This window comes from Galbibacter kalidii (assembly GCF_026241135.1).
Taxonomy (GTDB): Bacteria; Bacteroidota; Bacteroidia; order Flavobacteriales; family Flavobacteriaceae; genus Galbibacter.
Genome location: NZ_JAPFGA010000019.1, coordinates 60,022 through 75,553 on the forward strand (window position 1 = coordinate 60,022; position 15,532 = coordinate 75,553).

Consider the following 15,532-nt stretch of genomic DNA (forward strand, 5'->3'; position numbering starts at 1 on the left):
TTAATCAGTTGATACCAAGGATTCAAAAATAGATTGTAATACAGAAAGCAAAAGACTGAAGAGCAATGCCCACCAGATATTACTTACTGAAAATCCACTTATTAAAGCATCGGCTATTAAAATAATAATGGCATTGATGATAAGTAAAAAGAGCCCTAGGGTAATGATGGTCACCGGTAGGGTGAAAATGACCAAGATCGGCTTTACGATAAGGTTTAATAAACCTAATACCACTGCTACGATTATGGCAGTTAGGTAGTTGTCTACTCCCACACCGGGAAGTACATTAGCAAGAATGATTACTGCTATGGCAGTTAAAAGTATTTTAATGATGAGTTTCATATGTATTTTTTCTTTAGTGGTTAATAAAATAAAGATATGAAAAAAAGGTCTAAAAGTGATGAAAACTGGATTTTGTCAGGTTGAGCATTGCTTGAAATAAAATATATTTTTATTGAAAGCACATGGTGTAGCCATCGAAACCTATTTGTTTCAAAGGTTATATAGTTATCGATAAGCTTCGCTTGGTATCTTCAATTCAAAATGTATTTTGAATCTCGATAATGCTCGAACTGACAGAAAATGATCTTTTTCAATTTGGCTATTCCACAAAAACTGTTGGGAATGTTCCCGGGTTTAAAAGTGGAATAGTTGCGTCGTATTTGTCGTTGATAGCTTCAATAAATGCATTGGCTACAACGGCATATCCACGTTGTGTTGGATGAACCCCATCCAGCGAAAATGCACCGCCTGAACCAAAAGTATTGGCAATGGTCCCGCCGTCAAATGAAATACCGCCATTGGCTACTTGGGTCATCAAAGCTTTGGTGTCTGCAAAAGCCAATCCGTATTGTTCTGCCAATGCAGCTATGGTGGTGTTGTATGCAGTTTGTGCGTTGACTACCAATTGAATTTCAACCTCGGTCAATGCCTGACTGTCGTTCAATGGAACACCTACACCGATAACCGAACTCGGATTTTGAGGATCTGCCAAAGTTCCTAAAACGGAAGAAGTGGTAAGTGGCAGTAAATCTTCAACAGTAGCTTGACGTAAATTTCTTAACTCAGGGTTCAGAGCAGTAAGGTCGGTCAAATCTTCATCGAGAATGACCACTGCGTTTTGTCCGGCGCTGAAAGAAATTGTACGTTGCTGAGCTTCTTCAGCAGTAATCATACCCGCACCCTGTGCCAATAACAAGGCGTTGTTATAATCCGAGTAACTCTCGTTGACTGCAGTAGCAGTTTGAGCATCCATTGGGATAGCATTATAAGGAACCGTTGTAAAAAACGGAATAGAGGTTACATCAGGGATGTTGGTGACTACTCCCTTAGCTCCGTTGGTCGTTAATGTTTCCAAAAGTGTGTTGTATGTGCCAGTAAATACATTCGGATCTGTAATATCGTTAGGGCCATAAGTAGTTGGATCTATATTTCCTGTTTGGTCTACTCCTACACCTCCGGAAGTAGCAAATCCGAGGATATCATTATTTCCTATCCAAAGGGAAAAGAAAGTTGGTTGCTGACTAGCAGCATCTTCAATCACAGAAGCATCCGGAGAAGAAGCCATTCTGATAAAATATGGGTTTGCCTGTCCTGCTTCCAAATTTGCGATGTTTCCGTAACCGTTGGCTAGAAGGTGAAAACTTTTTGCTCCCGGAACCCCTATATTGTTAAACGGCCCTTCCAAAATATTTGTAATATCTGTGGTAGGAGTGCCTTCCAGAATTACCGGAACCTGACTGCCATCGGCACCTATTCTTAAAACCCTTCGGTTGTCCTGAATTTGTTGCCCGCCTGCCAAAAGACCTCCCAAATTGTCGTTGACCAGAGGTTGAGTAAATTCCCCGCCTCCGGCATGTGCGAATTGTCCGGCAAGCATATATGGTAACGAATTTTGTTGTCCTTGAAGGTATAAAGCACCGTCGGCATATCCGGCGGTCAACGAGTTACCAACGGTCACAAAATTTGAAAAATCTGCTTCACCACTGGTGTAAAAACCTTGCTCGTCTACCGGATTGTTAAATTCGGGTTCACAAGCTGCAATAGCCAGAGCGGCAAATGAAATATATAGTAGTTTCTTCATTTCTTTAAAAAATTAGAATTCATTAAAATCCGTAAGTGATTCCTAAGCCCGGGATGAAAGCATTGTTCTTGTATGTTCCTCCAAAAGGTACATTTTGTCCGTTTTCCTGATAGTGGTTGTACGATTCGTCGATCTCGTCAAAGTGAATGTATAAAAACGAAGCGTCGAGTGCAAGACGCTGACTTAATCGTAAAGTGAATCCTCCGGTGAAATTGTTGGAATCGTTCCTTGGTGTTTCAGGAGCAAAATATCCGGATTGTACGGGGGATTCGTCAAAATAATACCCGCCTCTTAATGTAAAACGTTCGTTGGCTTTATACTGAACCCCGAAACGATATACAGAAGAATTCTTGTAATTACGCGGATTTAAGGATTCCAGTCCGTTACTGAATTTTACATCCAAAGCTTCATAAGCATTCCAATATACCCTGTTGAAGTCGAAAGCGACAAGCCACCGGGGATTGATTTCGTATGCAAATCCTACTGATAATTCAGCAGGTAAGGGTAGAGTGGCATCAAAAGTTCCGTCGGCATAAACACTTTGTAGACTTGAAGGGATATTTTGAAAATCGGCTTTCCCGTCTTTTGCATCCATAGTGATCTCTGAACGGTAGTTGATTCCCAGTGTAAAATCTGTTGTGGGGCGGAACATCATACCGAGATTGTATCCCCATGCACTTATACCGCTTTGGTCTATGGTGACGTTGAGTCGTTCTCCTTCTGTATTTGTTGTACTGCGATCCAGGTTTCTATTGAAGTTAACATTCCCCGTAGCATAAATAGGGCCACCGCCAATGCTCAGCCTTTCATTTATTTTAATAGAAAGTGTAGGTTGGAAAAAAATAGCAGACAGACTAATGTCGTTAATAAGGTGTGAGCCTTCCCAGTTGGTTGGGTATTCTACACCACTTCCATATGGGGTGTAAACTCCAAAACCCACACTGGCCCAGTCATTTATTTTGTATGCTGCATAAGCATTAAACGGAGTGGCTATGGGATTATCTGCTTCGGTGCTCCATCCGAACTGTTCGTTTTGGAAGCTGATATTAGTAAAAATTGCGTTAGCTCCAACACTGGCAGTAAATTCCTGATTTAAAAAAGTAAGTCCGGCCGGATTAAAGAATACCAATTCAGACGAATTGATAACCGCAACACCGGTGTGTCCCATAGCAAGTTGTCTGTTACCTTGTAGGGCAACCCGATATCCGCCGGCATAAGTATAGACAGTTGTAAGTAACACGACCGCCAACAGCATGAGTTTTTTCATGTGATGAAAATTTAAGATTAGTGAAATTAGCGGTATCAAATTTATAACATTATTACTCTCAAGCAATTTTGAACCTCCTAATATTCAAAAATATTTAAAAAATTAACATTTAACTGTTGAGGAAAGCAATTGATTTTTGGAAGAATTGTTTCGGGTTTTCAGCATGGATCCAATGTCCGGCATTGTCAATATCCGCTATAGTTGCTTTAGGGAAATACGAAATAATGAGTTCCTTGTCTTCTGCTTTGATATAATTTGACTTTTCGCCTTTTAAAAACAGGGTTTTCCCGGGAAAACTTTTACCGTCTGGCAAGGCTTTTCCTATGGTTTCCTGAGCATGGGTGAGCACTGGTAAATTAAATCTGAAATCGAGCCTTCCTTTGGTTTTCCAATGCAGATTTTTCAATAAAAACTGTCGTATTCCCCAGTCTGAAATATATGCTGAAAGCTGTTCGTCTGCTTTTGAACGGGAGTCGATCTCGTCGAGATTTAATGCGTTCAATCCGTCTAAAATAGTTTGATGGTGTGGGCGATAGTATTTTGGTGCGATATCTGCTATCAAAAGTCTGTTGACGATATCTGAATGAGTGACCGCCAGAAGCATGGCAACTTTTCCACCCATGGAATGACCAATGATATTGATGTGTTCCAAATCGTTGAGATCGATGTAGTTTAACACATCGTCTACCATCAATTCGTAAGAAAATTCGTCGGAATGAAAACTCTTACCGTGATTTCGTAAATCCAGTAAATGCACTTCAAAACCATTTTCTGCATATTGGTTTCCCAAGGTTTTCCAGTTGTCGGACATGCCTAAAAAACCGTGAAGAATGAGAAGCGGTTTACCTTTTCCTATGATTCTAGACTTGAGTATTTTCACACGAATAATTTTAAGTTAAACATTTGTTTTTAGGTATCTCACATATTTTAAGCAAGTAATCGCAACCCCATAAAGCCCTTTGCTTTATTCATCTTCTTTTGTTGAGGCAATTGCCTTGGCCATACTAAATCCCTCTATGAGGGTTTCATGAGATAGTTTTATGTCAAATTTAATGAGATTAAAGTGTATTGTGGAAAGAGATGGTTAATAAACGGTAAAATTTATTTCAATCGGTTTAAATACATCTGCACCACATTTTCCAATCCTAAATAAAGGGATTCGGCAATTAAGGCATGGCCAATGGATACTTCCAATAATCCGGGGATGTTTTGTTTAAAATATGCTACATTATCCAGGTTGAGGTCGTGCCCCGCATTGATGCCCAAACCAATTTCGTTGGCTACTTTTGCCGCTTCGATATAGGGAGCGATTCCGTTTTTGTTTCCTTTTTCATAGTCGGACGCATAGGCTTCAGTATAGAGTTCGATACGGTCTGTTCCGGTCTTTGCAGCGCCTTCTATCATACTCACAACCGGATCAGCAAAAATGGAAGTCCGAATATTGTTAGCCTTAAATTCAGCAATAACATCAATGAGGAAATCCTTGTGTTTTATCGTGTCCCATCCCGCATTTGAGGTAATGGCATCTTCAGCATCGGGAACCAAAGTGACTTGTGTGGGTTTGACCTCCAGTACAAGATCGACAAATTTCTTAATGGGGTTTCCCTCTATATTGAATTCAGTATAAACCACACTGGGCAAATTCCTTGCGTCTTGATACCGAATATGGCGTTCGTCGGGTCTTGGGTGGACGGTAATACCTTCAGCACCAAAATCCTGAATATCCTTGGCGGTTTTGATCACATCGGGAATATTGCCTCCACGTGAATTTCTTAGCGTAGCTATTTTGTTGATGTTAACACTTAACTTAGTCATAAAATGTAGATCAAAATGAATTTTGAGCACAAAAATACGAACTAAACCCTGCTTAATTGTGATAGAAATTGATTAATTTGCCAAAGAAATAAAGTTGTGATGAATTTACATTCTTATATAAATAATGATGTGTTGCCATTATTGCCAAATTATCCGGTAAAAATGGTGAGGGGGATGTTTTCTGATTGTACAAATACGCATATTCCGGTGGTGGAAGATAATAAATTGCTCGGGAATATTTCGGAAGACGATGTACAGGGATTTGATCCTGATAAAAAAGTAAGCGATTATCTGTATGCTTTAGACCTGTTCTTTGTGCAAAAAAATGATAGTTGGCTGGATGTGCTGGAATCTTTTGCAAAATTCAACGCTAATGTTTTACCGGTTTTGGATGGACATAATATCTATGTGGGTTATTACAATCTGATTGATGTGGTGAGCCTGTTTAAGGAAACGCCTTTTTTGAGTGAACCCGGTGGGATTTTGATTGTGGAAAAAGGAAATACAGACTATTCTTTCAGTGAAATATCACAGATTGTGGAAAGTAATGATGGAAAATTATTGGGGGCTTTTATATCAGCAAATCACGATGATGTGACCCAGATAACCATGAAAATAGGAAATTCCGGTTTGAACGATATCATTCAGACTTTTAGGAGGTATAGCTATAATATTGTGGCAGGAAATGAAGAAGATTCTTATGTGGAAGGCTTGAAAGAAAGATCTAATTATTTGAATAAATTTCTCAATATTTAAAATGATGTTCTATCCAAATCGGTATGGCTAACCGTATTTGTGAATTCACTAAACTTTATTTTTTCTTTACTGATAATAAACTAAAACCCGATCACGTGAAAGTTGGTATTTACGGTCAATATTATAAAGAAGACTCGAAAAAATATATTCATACTCTTTTAAGTGTTCTAAAAAAAAATAAAGCGGAGGTTTTTCTTGAGACAACCTATCTGGATCAGATAAAAGAGCCGCTTTCTATTTCTGAAAATTATCCTACTTTTTCTTCTTTTGAAGATCTTGACAATTCTTTTGATATTTTCTTGAGTGTTGGGGGAGATGGAACCATGCTTCGTGCGGTGTTGTTTGTTCGGGATTTGAACATCCCTATTCTAGGGATCAACACAGGAAGGCTGGGGTTCTTGGCTACGGTTCAAAAAGAGAACCTGGAAGAGGCCGTTGAAGAAGTGCTCAACAACGGTTTTGAAGTAAAAGAAAGAACTCTGCTTCAGATCGCAACCGATATGCCTATGGAGGGTGAAACTGAAGTGAATTTTGCATTGAACGAGATTGCTGTCAGTAGAAAAAACACCACTTCCATGATCACGATAGCCACTTGGCTGGATGGAGAATATCTTACTTCCTATTGGGCAGACGGACTTATCGTTTCCACACCAACCGGGTCCACCGGATATTCGCTGAGTTGTAACGGTCCTGTCATTGCACCTAGTACCGATGCCTTGGTTCTTACGCCAATCGCACCACATAACCTTAATGCGCGCCCGTTGGTTATTCCTGATAAAACAGAGATCAAACTTAAGGTCTCGGGGCGTGAAGAGAGTTTTTTGGTTTCTTTGGATTCCCGTATAGCTACACTGAGCAATGAGGCTGAAATAACAATAACTCAAGCGCCTTTTAAGATAAAATTGGTAGATCTTGCCGATGAAAGCTTTTTAAAAACACTTCGGAAAAAATTATTATGGGGGGAAGACAAGCGCAATTGAACGAATAATGCTACTTAAAAACAATAAATTCTTTCAAAAAATGTTTTACCTGCACATTCATTTTTTATGATATTACTCATAAAATATCATAATGTATATATTTGCAAACTTTAAAAGGTATGAAATTTAGGATTTTAGCCATAGTAGTATTGTTTGGAACAAGCATGTCTTATGCGCAGATGTTTGAAATAGGAGCATTTGCAGGAGGAAGTAACTTCATAGGCGATGTAGGTGCCGAATGGTACATCAAACCCAACAGTTTGGCTATTGGCGGAGTCGCTAAATGGAATATCAGCAAACGGTATTCCTATCGGGGATCCCTTATCTATTCGAAATTACATGCGTCTGACACCGACTCAGGGAGTTCGGCAAGACAAACGCGCGGTTACAATTTTTCGAATGATGTATTAGAAGGATCGTTGGGAATGGAGTTTAATTTTTTGGAGTTCGACTTGGATAATTTTTCCAGGTCGGTGACACCCTATTTATACGGCGGTGTTTCTCTTTTTTTACATGATCTGCTATATTATGACAATGATATTGCAATAGATTATGGAAATAAAACTACATTTGCAATCCCAATGGCTATTGGAGTCAAAGGTAGGTTGAACACTCGTTTTGTCCTTGCGGCAGAAATAGGTGCGCGATATACCTTTACCGATAATTTGGATGGGAGTAACCCAAAGGAATTTCCGGAATTAAGGTTTGGAAATATCTTTAGCGACGATTGGTATGTTTTTTCAGGAGTGACGTTAACCTATACTTTTGGACAAAAACCATGCTATAGCTGTTATGAGTAATGAGTAATGAATGAAAAGTTAATCAATAAGGAAAAGCTTCCTGAACATATTGCTATTATCATGGATGGCAATGGAAGATGGGCGAAGCAACAGGGGAAGCTCAGGGTTTTTGGTCATGAAAATGGGGCTAAGGCTGTGAAGCGTGTGGTAGAAGGTTGTGCCGAACTGGGCATAAAAAACCTGACCTTGTACGCTTTTTCTACTGAAAACTGGAAACGCCCTAAAATGGAGGTGGAAACCTTGATGAAACTGTTGGTGTCTTCGCTTAAAAAAGAACTCAAAACCTTACTTCAGAACAATATCAAACTCAATGCTATCGGGAATATAGAAACATTGCCTAAAAAAGTGCAATCAGAACTCTTGGAGGTAATGGAAAAAACAAAGGATAATAACCGAATGACACTCACTATGGCATTGAGTTATGGAGGGCGAGAGGAAATCAAAAATGCTGTAGTTGAGCTGTGTACTAAAGTTAAAAATAATATAATTTCTCCCGATATTATTGACGAATCAATAATAAATAATCATCTTTACACGCAAAATTTGCCAGATGTTGACCTGTTGATCAGAACCAGCGGGGAGTACAGGGTAAGCAATTTTTTGTTGTGGCAGATTGCTTATGCTGAGTTGTATTTTACTAAAACGCTATGGCCCGATTTTACCAAAGAGCATTTGTGGGAAGCAATAATAAACTATCAAAACAGAGAACGTAGATTTGGAAAGACAAGCGAACAACTTAACTAAGAATATCATGCTGAAACGATATTTGGGTGTATTTATTTTACTACTGTTAACCTTTACTAAACATGCTACTGCGCAGGAAACGACTTTTGATAAAGGAGAGAAATATATTCTTGGTGGCATAGAAGTAACCGGTGTAAAAAGCTTTAACAAAGAAACCGTCATTACCTATACAGGATTGCGCACAGGACAAGAAATAACCGTTCCGGGTGAACAGATCAGTGAGGTGATAAGCAAATTGTGGGGGTTGAACCTCTTTAGCGATATCAATGTCTATAAAACCAAAGTAGAAGGTAATAAAGTGTTCCTTGAGCTGAATGTTACTGAATTGCCGGTAATTTCCGATATAAAAGTAACCGGAATTAAAGAGCGAAAGGTTGAAGATCTCCTGAAAGAAGCTGACCTTAAAAAAGGAAAAAAACTTACAGAAAGCTTGATTGCCAACACCAAAAACTTTTTGGTGAATAAATACAAAAAAGATGGATACCTCCATACAAAAGTCAACATCAATACCTTGGCTGATACTACAGATGCCAATATGATGAAAATGGTAGTGGCTATTGACAGAGGTGAAAAGGTGAAAGTCCGCGATATTGTTTTCAACGGAAATGAAAAGCTGAAATCAAGAAAACTGAGGAAAGCCATGAAAAACACCAAAGAGAAGGTCTTTGGGCGTTTTTGGAAAAAATCAAAATTTATCCCGGAAGATTATAAAACAGACCTGAGCGCTGTTATCGATAAATATAAGGAGAACGGATATAGGGATGCTAGAATTACATCAGATACGGTAATTTATAATGGCGATAATACCATCGATGTCAATATAGATCTGGAAGAAGGAAATAAATATTACTTCGGAAATATCGATTTTGTGGGTAATGCTGCTTATACTGATGAACAACTGGGAAGAGTATTAGGACTGAAAAAAGGAGACACTTACAATGGGGTTCTGTTTGACAAGCGAATAGCCGATAATAGCAAACCCGACGGACAGGATGTAACCAACATGTATCAAAATAACGGGTATTTGTTCTCGCAGATCAATCCGGTTGAGGTAGCTGCCAAAAACGATACTATTGATTTTGAGATACGGATCATTGAAGGAAAATTAGCCTATTTTGAAAACATAAGTGTTAAGGGTAATGACAAAACCAACGACCATGTTATATATAGGGAGTTGAGGACCAAACCTGGACAGTTGTATTCAAAGGACAATATTGTAAGGACCATTCGTGAACTTGGGCAATTGGGTTATTTTGACCCGGAAACCATTGACCCACAAATTATAGATCCTAATCCGCAAACCGGAACCGTTGGGATAGAATATAATGTAACAGAAAAAGGATCGAGCCAGATCGAACTGCAAGGGGGTTATGGTGGCGGAGGTTTTATCGGGACACTCGGTTTGTCTTTCAATAATTTCTCCATCAGGAATATCTTTAACGGAGAAGCTTATAAGCCGGTACCAATGGGAGACGGTCAACGTTTGTCTTTAAGATTACAGGCGAGTAGATTCTATCAGACTTATAGTTTCTCATTCATGGAACCATGGATGGGAGGTAAGAAACCAGTGCAATTTTCAACTTCGATCAACAGAACTTTGCAGTTCAGGTATAATCCACGTACAGGAGAAGCCGATAAAGATCAGCGCTTCGTAATTACGGGGGTAACCGTAGGTTTGGCAAAACGTTTGCAATGGCCGGATAACTTTTTCCAGTTGTCACATTCTTTGAGTTTCCAACACTACGATCTGCAAAACTATAACACCTCGCTCTTTACTTTTGGAAATGGATATTCCAACAACTTGGCCTATACCATTGCATTGTCGAGAAACAATACCTCTGTAAACCCGATCTTCCCAATGGCAGGATCAGAATTTAATGTCAGCTTGCGATTGTCGGCTCCATATTCTCTTTTCAATAATATCGATTATGCCAATTTGGGAGATGATCCGGAGTATCAAAGAATTAATTCACAGAATGAAGTAGTGCCTGATCAATCAAAAATTGATCAGGAAAAATATAAATGGTTGGAATTTTATAAGGTAAAGTTCAGTGGAAACTGGTACACCAACCTTGTGGCTAAACTGGTATTGAAAACCGGAGTGGAATTCGGTTTCCTCGGTGCGTATAACGAAGATAGGGGAGTGATTCCTTTTGAGCGTTTCTTCCTTGGAGGTGACGGACTCGGGAATTATACTTTGGACGGAAGGGAAAATATCGCTTTGAGAGGATATCCTAACCAGTCCCTGTCAGGGAACGACGGTTCGACAGTTTACAATAAATTTTCAATGGAATTGCGTTACCCGATTACGCTAAAACCGACGGCTTCTATCTACGGATTGACATTTGTAGAAGGAGGTTCGGCCTATCAAAATTTTGAAAGTTACAATCCGTTCAACCTAAAAAGATCAGCCGGACTTGGGGTGCGTATCTTTATGCCGGCATTTGGTCTGTTGGGGATTGATTTCGGATATGGATTTGATCCAATTCCGGGAGAAGTTGAACCAAGTGGATGGCAAACACATTTCATTATTGGACAGAATTTTTAATTTTTGGCACGATATTTTCTATGGATAACATGCTTTACAATATTTGTTTATTGAAAAGTATCTCTGATAGAAAAGTTGATAAATAAGAATTTTTTGTTTTCTTCGTATACAGAAACAAAAATTTTTAACAAATGAAGACACAAGTTCTTTTATTATTGTTAGTTTTAACGGCTTTTTCCGTAAATGCACAACGGGGAGTCAGGATTGGCTATGTCGATATGGATTACATTCTTGAAAATGTAGAGGAATATCAAATGGCCAACCAACAACTGGGAGAGAAAGTGCAAAGATGGAAAGCTGAGGTAGAGGAGCAGGAGGCTACCATCAAAAAGATGAGAGCCGACCTGAATGCTGAAAAGGTTCTCTTGACCAAAGAGCTTATTCAAGAACGTGAAGACGAGATTGATGAGTTGGAAGCCAAGATGAAAGAATACCGACAGGATAGGTTTGGTCCTAATGGAGATCTGATCATGCAACGAAGCCAATTGGTAAAACCGATACAAGATCAGGTTTTTAATGCGGTACAGGAGATTGCGGCAAATAAGAAATACGATTTTGTCTTTGACAAATCGGCCGATGTGGTCATGTTGTATTCAGACAAGCGCTACGACATCAGTGAACAAGTGCTGAGGAGTATCAATGCGACACGAAAGAGAACAGATAGAGCTACTGCTGCGGAACAACCTAAAGAGGTGGATCCGGAACTCAAAGAACGACAGGAGGCCTATCAGCAGAGAAAAGAAGAAAGGCAAGAAGAGATTGAAGCGCGTAGAGCCGCTAAACTGAAAGAGATTGAGGCCAGAAAAAAAGCTTATGAAGAACGCAGGAAGAAAATGTTGGAAGAGCGGGAAGCGAGACGCAAAGCCAAATTGGAAGAGCGGGAAAAACTAAAAGACGAAAACACAAATACAAACACGACGGAAAACGAAGAGGGAGAATAATTAATTTAATAACAAAAGTTAGTAACAACAATTTAGAAATTTTAGAAAAAGATGAAAAACTTAAAAACATTAGTAATTGCAGTTGTATTGGCAGTAGGATTGGTAAGCTTTGCGAATGCGCAGAGTAAAGTGGCGCATGTCAATGTACAACAATTGATGTCGGAAATGCCGGAAATGAAAGCTGCACAAGCAGAACTTCAGAAATTGCAAGAAACATACCAAACCGATATCAAAACAAGCTATCAAGAACTTCAAAACAAAATGACGTTGTACAAAAATGAAGCTGGTACAAAATCGGAAGCAGAAAATAATAAGAGAGCGCAAGAAGTAGAAACCGATAGGCAAAATATCATGCAAGCACAACAGCAAGCACAACAACAATTGCAAGAAAAAGAATTGGAATTGTTAGAGCCTGTTTTGAAAAAAGCAAACGATGCTATTCAAAAAGTAGGAAGAGCTCAAGGTTTTGACTATGTGTTGGATTCTTCCGGAGGTTCTGGAGTTATCTTGGCCGACGGTAAGGATATTCTGGCCGATGTTAAAAAAGAACTTGGATTCTAAAAACAACATATCAAAAAATAATTTTGAACTGTCTGCATTTCTGTAGGCAGTTTTTTTATTTTTACACGTGATGAACGATCCCATTGGTATTTTCGATTCAGGAGTTGGTGGTACTTCCATTTGGAAGGAGATCCACCAATTACTCCCTATGGAATCGACACTCTATTTGGCCGACAGCAAAAATGCTCCGTATGGCGAACGATCCAAAGATGAAATAATCCACCTTAGTGTTAAAAACACAGAATATCTTTTGGATAAGGGCTGTAAACTTATTGTAGTGGCATGCAATACCGCAACGACCAATGCCATAGATTATCTGAGAAAGAATTACAATGTTCCTTTTATTGGGATAGAACCTGCCATAAAACCGGCCGCATTAAAATCTGAAACCAGTGTGGTGGGTGTGTTAGCAACGCGAGGTACGCTGTCGAGTAGTTTGTTTTCAAAAACTTCGACCCTGTATGCAAAAGACAGAGAAGTGATCGAACAATTTGGTGACGGACTCGTACCGCTCATTGAATCCGGAAAAATTGAAAGTCTGGAAATGAAGCATTTACTTCGGAAATATTTACAACCCATGATCGATAAGAATGCTGATTATTTGGTGTTGGGCTGCACCCATTATCCGTATTTGATTCCGCAGATAAAAAAAATACTTCCTCCCTCGGTAACCATTATCGATTCTGGTCAGGCTGTAGCCAGACAGACCAAGGCGGTTTTGGAGAAGAATAATCTTTTAAATATGTTACAAGATCAACCTACATTCAATTTCTACACAAATTCCAATGTCGAAGTCTTGAAAATGTTACTTAGCGATGTCCAGTCTGAATTAAGCGTAGGGAGTTTGGAATTCTAAGTAACCTGAGTTCGATTAAATATCTAAAAATAATAAGGATGAAAGAACCATTAAGGCATTAAGTTGCTTAATGAAATACCTTAATTCTCTTAACTCCTTAATGGTTTACATTTTTTCACAATACCATAATAGTATATCTAAATATCTGATTGAAAAGCAAAACAGTATAAATCGAACTCGCGTTAAGTATATTTCTTCAGAATACTTTCAACCGATCTTAAATACCCGCCACCAAACAGGTTGAGGTGCACGAGCAGATAATAAAGTTGCCATACATCCAATCTGTTTTTCCAATTTTCAGCTAGTGGAAAGATGCTGTTGTATTGGTCAAATAGCTCGCGGTCAAATCCACCAAAAAGATGCATCATGGCAATATCCATTTCCCTTGAAGCATAGCAGACAGCCGGATCGATAAGGCAAGATGCTCCGTTGTTGTCGATTAAGAAATTCCCGTTCCATAAATCGCCGTGGATCAAAGCCGGAGGTTCAATAGGGATGATGCTTTCCAGGTTTTTAAAGAACAAATCGGTGTTTTTAAACGAATAACCATTATTGTGAGCTCTTTTTAGTTGAGGTTCCAGCCGTTCCAAGATGTAAAAATCGATTCCACTTTTATGTAGATTGTTTTGCTGAGGAAGGCTTCCGATGTAGTTGTCGCTTTCAAAACCGAAAAAATCTTGTGTTTTTTGATGCAGGCCAGCGAGTTCCTTGCCAAAATTCGTCCAAAAATCCACACTTTTTTCTCCCTTAGGGATATCTTCCATGATCAAAAAAGAAGTGGAGTTGAGGGTGCTGCAGTGTTTCACCTTTGGGATACGAATGCAGTCTGCTACAGAAAGTGTGGTCAGTCCCATGGCTTCCGCTTCAAACATTCCGGGGAATTTCCGGGCATTGTTCAGTTTAATAATCAGCGATTGAGAATCGGTGGTAATGCGGTAAACATCGTTAATGTCACCACCTGAAAGTGGATTAAAATAAATCTGATTCGTATTGAGGACACCCTTGAGGTGTTCTTTTAATGATTGGTCAATCAACAAAGCCTTTCTTTTCTGATGTAGGTAAGGTAGGAAAAGTCAAACCGATGTTTTCCATCCTTAGGGTGATGCTCAGAAGCGGCCAATTCCCATTCATCTTCATCGATTTCCGGAAAAAACGTATCAGCCTCAAGTTGATGATGGACCCTTGTGAGTTCGATCTTGTCGGCAAATGGCATCCCTAATTTATATATTTCCCCACCACCAATGATAAAAGGCTGCTGGTCATTTTTGGCAGCTTCAAGCGCTTTTTCCATAGAGTGCACTACAATACAGTTTTCTGGCTGGTAATCTTTTTGTCTGGTGATAATGACATGTGTCCTATTGGGAAGCAATTTCGGAAAACTCTCAAAAGTTTTTCGCCCCATGATAATATGATGCCCAGTGGTGAGCTCTTTAAAACGTTTAAAATCATCCGGCAGATGCCATACCAAATCGTTGTCTTTACCAAGGGCGTTGTTTTCTGCTGCAGCAGCAATCATTGTGATCATTAATCAAGAAATATTTTCAGGGTTATCGGAATCGGAATGTTCCTTCTCTATTTCCTCTTGCAATTTAGCAATTCTGGTTTTTTGTTTTACAACCAATTTTTCGCGTTGTTTTCGTTCCCATTCTTTTCCCATGAATTTGTGTGTGATAAAAACATTGATAAAATGAATGATAAACAAAAAAGCCCAAATCATGATTGCCCAGACAAACCAGTTAAGATTCTCTCCGTACTTAAGGATCTTGTTTGCAATAATCATAAAGACACTACCGATAAGGAAAATCACAAAATGATAGTAGAGTCTTTTCTTCTGTTTGATGCGAGATTGAGCATTTTCAAGTAATTCGTGTTGCTCTTCATCAACCTCGTTCAAGGTTTTGTTCTTGTTTTTTGAAAACATAAGATGGATATTTTGTCATAAAGATACAAAATCCTCAATACCCCTTCCCTTTGGGGAAGTTAGGAGGGGATAAAAAACTTTTTTCCGGCTAACCCCAAGTTTATCAATGGGTTGTGTACAAGGTTCAAAAAAACCGCAAAAAACATTTGGAAAAATTCGGGGAAAGTTTCTATATTTGCACCCGCTTTCGGAAGGATGGTAGATGTAGGAGAGGGAGCGGAAGTTCATTGTACAGCGGGTTTTCGGGCAGTCGAGGGGGC

At 39.2% G+C, this 15,532-nt stretch carries 16 protein-coding genes; 8 read left to right on the plus strand and 8 right to left on the minus strand.

Going from position 1 to position 15,532, the window contains the following annotated elements; all coding sequences use genetic code 11:
- The 5 genes from OOZ15_RS16955 to OOZ15_RS16975 all read right to left on the minus strand — a co-directional run bounded on the left by OOZ15_RS16955 (nt 1) and on the right by OOZ15_RS16975 (nt 5,165).
- Nucleotides 1-342 (minus strand): phage holin family protein, encoded by a 342-nt coding sequence (locus tag OOZ15_RS16955; protein ID WP_265957631.1) that lies wholly within the window; start codon nt 340-342, stop codon nt 1-3.
- A gap of 259 nt (nt 343-601) precedes the next feature.
- Nucleotides 602-2,083, minus strand: coding sequence for an SGNH/GDSL hydrolase family protein (locus OOZ15_RS16960; protein ID WP_265957632.1), 1,482 nt, complete (start codon nt 2,081-2,083; stop codon nt 602-604).
- Between the two features lie 22 nt (nt 2,084-2,105).
- Nucleotides 2,106-3,350, minus strand: a complete 1,245-nt coding sequence (locus tag OOZ15_RS16965; protein ID WP_265957633.1) for an OmpP1/FadL family transporter — start codon at nt 3,348-3,350, stop codon at nt 2,106-2,108.
- Between the two features lie 109 nt (nt 3,351-3,459).
- Complete coding sequence (locus OOZ15_RS16970; protein WP_265957634.1) at nt 3,460-4,230, minus strand: alpha/beta fold hydrolase; 771 nt, start codon at nt 4,228-4,230, stop codon at nt 3,460-3,462.
- Nucleotides 4,231-4,451: 221 nt separating this feature from the next.
- Nucleotides 4,452-5,165, minus strand: coding sequence for a pyridoxine 5'-phosphate synthase (locus OOZ15_RS16975; RefSeq protein WP_265957635.1), 714 nt, complete (start codon nt 5,163-5,165; stop codon nt 4,452-4,454).
- Between the two features lie 99 nt (nt 5,166-5,264).
- On the opposite strand from OOZ15_RS16975, the gene OOZ15_RS16980 reads away from it, so the two are divergent.
- The 8 genes from OOZ15_RS16980 to murI all read left to right on the plus strand — a co-directional run bounded on the left by OOZ15_RS16980 (nt 5,265) and on the right by murI (nt 13,351).
- Entirely contained in the window at nt 5,265-5,921 is a 657-nt protein-coding gene (locus OOZ15_RS16980; RefSeq protein WP_265957636.1) for a CBS domain-containing protein, read from the plus strand.
- A 95-nt stretch (nt 5,922-6,016) separates the two neighbouring features.
- A complete protein-coding gene (locus tag OOZ15_RS16985; protein ID WP_265957637.1) occupies nt 6,017-6,901 on the plus strand; it encodes an NAD kinase in 885 nt (294 codons plus the stop codon).
- Between the two features lie 119 nt (nt 6,902-7,020).
- Nucleotides 7,021-7,701 carry a type IX secretion system protein PorG gene (porG, locus tag OOZ15_RS16990; protein WP_265957638.1) on the plus strand — a complete coding sequence of 227 codons (681 nt, stop codon included), beginning with the start codon at nt 7,021-7,023 and terminating at the stop codon, nt 7,699-7,701.
- A 6-nt stretch (nt 7,702-7,707) separates the two neighbouring features.
- Complete coding sequence (gene uppS, locus OOZ15_RS16995) at nt 7,708-8,445, plus strand: undecaprenyl pyrophosphate synthase (RefSeq protein ID WP_265957639.1); 738 nt, start codon at nt 7,708-7,710, stop codon at nt 8,443-8,445.
- Nucleotides 8,446-8,452: 7 nt separating this feature from the next.
- Nucleotides 8,453-10,993 (plus strand): outer membrane protein assembly factor BamA, encoded by a 2,541-nt coding sequence (bamA, locus tag OOZ15_RS17000; protein ID WP_265957640.1) that lies wholly within the window; start codon nt 8,453-8,455, stop codon nt 10,991-10,993.
- A 131-nt stretch (nt 10,994-11,124) separates the two neighbouring features.
- A complete protein-coding gene (locus tag OOZ15_RS17005; RefSeq protein WP_265957641.1) occupies nt 11,125-11,934 on the plus strand; it encodes an OmpH family outer membrane protein in 810 nt (269 codons plus the stop codon).
- A 51-nt stretch (nt 11,935-11,985) separates the two neighbouring features.
- A complete protein-coding gene (locus OOZ15_RS17010) occupies nt 11,986-12,495 on the plus strand; it encodes an OmpH/Skp family outer membrane protein (protein WP_265957642.1) in 510 nt (169 codons plus the stop codon).
- Nucleotides 12,496-12,565: 70 nt separating this feature from the next.
- Nucleotides 12,566-13,351, plus strand: coding sequence for a glutamate racemase (gene murI, locus OOZ15_RS17015; protein ID WP_265957643.1), 786 nt, complete (start codon nt 12,566-12,568; stop codon nt 13,349-13,351).
- Between the two features lie 182 nt (nt 13,352-13,533).
- Here the strand turns inward: murI and OOZ15_RS17020 are convergent, their stop codons facing one another.
- From OOZ15_RS17020 to OOZ15_RS17030, 3 genes are read right to left on the minus strand one after another with little or no spacing between them, the layout of a single operon-like run.
- A complete protein-coding gene (locus OOZ15_RS17020; protein ID WP_265957644.1) occupies nt 13,534-14,385 on the minus strand; it encodes a fructosamine kinase family protein in 852 nt (283 codons plus the stop codon).
- Nucleotides 14,382-14,876 (minus strand): dihydrofolate reductase, encoded by a 495-nt coding sequence (locus tag OOZ15_RS17025; RefSeq protein WP_265957645.1) that lies wholly within the window; start codon nt 14,874-14,876, stop codon nt 14,382-14,384. The genes OOZ15_RS17020 and OOZ15_RS17025 overlap by 4 nt, the downstream gene beginning before the upstream one ends.
- A gap of 3 nt (nt 14,877-14,879) precedes the next feature.
- Nucleotides 14,880-15,272 (minus strand): 2TM domain-containing protein, encoded by a 393-nt coding sequence (locus tag OOZ15_RS17030; protein WP_265957646.1) that lies wholly within the window; start codon nt 15,270-15,272, stop codon nt 14,880-14,882.
- Nucleotides 15,273-15,532: the final 260 nt, after the last annotated feature.

Excerpts from the sequence above, each read along its gene's own strand:
- OOZ15_RS16955 (WP_265957631.1), bottom strand. The coding sequence starts at position 342 with ATGAAACTCATCATTAAAATACTTTTAACTGCCATAGCAGTAATCATT.
- OOZ15_RS16960 (WP_265957632.1), bottom strand. The coding sequence starts at position 2,083 with ATGAAGAAACTACTATATATTTCATTTGCCGCTCTGGCTATTGCAGCT.
- OOZ15_RS16965 (WP_265957633.1), bottom strand. The coding sequence starts at position 3,350 with ATGAAAAAACTCATGCTGTTGGCGGTCGTGTTACTTACAACTGTCTAT.
- OOZ15_RS16975 (WP_265957635.1), bottom strand. The coding sequence starts at position 5,165 with ATGACTAAGTTAAGTGTTAACATCAACAAAATAGCTACGCTAAGAAAT.
- OOZ15_RS16980 (WP_265957636.1), top strand. The coding sequence starts at position 5,265 with ATGAATTTACATTCTTATATAAATAATGATGTGTTGCCATTATTGCCA.
- porG (WP_265957638.1), top strand. The coding sequence starts at position 7,021 with ATGAAATTTAGGATTTTAGCCATAGTAGTATTGTTTGGAACAAGCATG.
- uppS (WP_265957639.1), top strand. The coding sequence starts at position 7,708 with ATGAATGAAAAGTTAATCAATAAGGAAAAGCTTCCTGAACATATTGCT.
- bamA (WP_265957640.1), top strand. The coding sequence starts at position 8,453 with ATGCTGAAACGATATTTGGGTGTATTTATTTTACTACTGTTAACCTTT.
- OOZ15_RS17005 (WP_265957641.1), top strand. The coding sequence starts at position 11,125 with ATGAAGACACAAGTTCTTTTATTATTGTTAGTTTTAACGGCTTTTTCC.
- OOZ15_RS17010 (WP_265957642.1), top strand. The coding sequence starts at position 11,986 with ATGAAAAACTTAAAAACATTAGTAATTGCAGTTGTATTGGCAGTAGGA.
- murI (WP_265957643.1), top strand. The coding sequence starts at position 12,566 with ATGAACGATCCCATTGGTATTTTCGATTCAGGAGTTGGTGGTACTTCC.
- OOZ15_RS17025 (WP_265957645.1), bottom strand. The coding sequence starts at position 14,876 with ATGATCACAATGATTGCTGCTGCAGCAGAAAACAACGCCCTTGGTAAA.
- OOZ15_RS17030 (WP_265957646.1), bottom strand. The coding sequence starts at position 15,272 with ATGTTTTCAAAAAACAAGAACAAAACCTTGAACGAGGTTGATGAAGAG.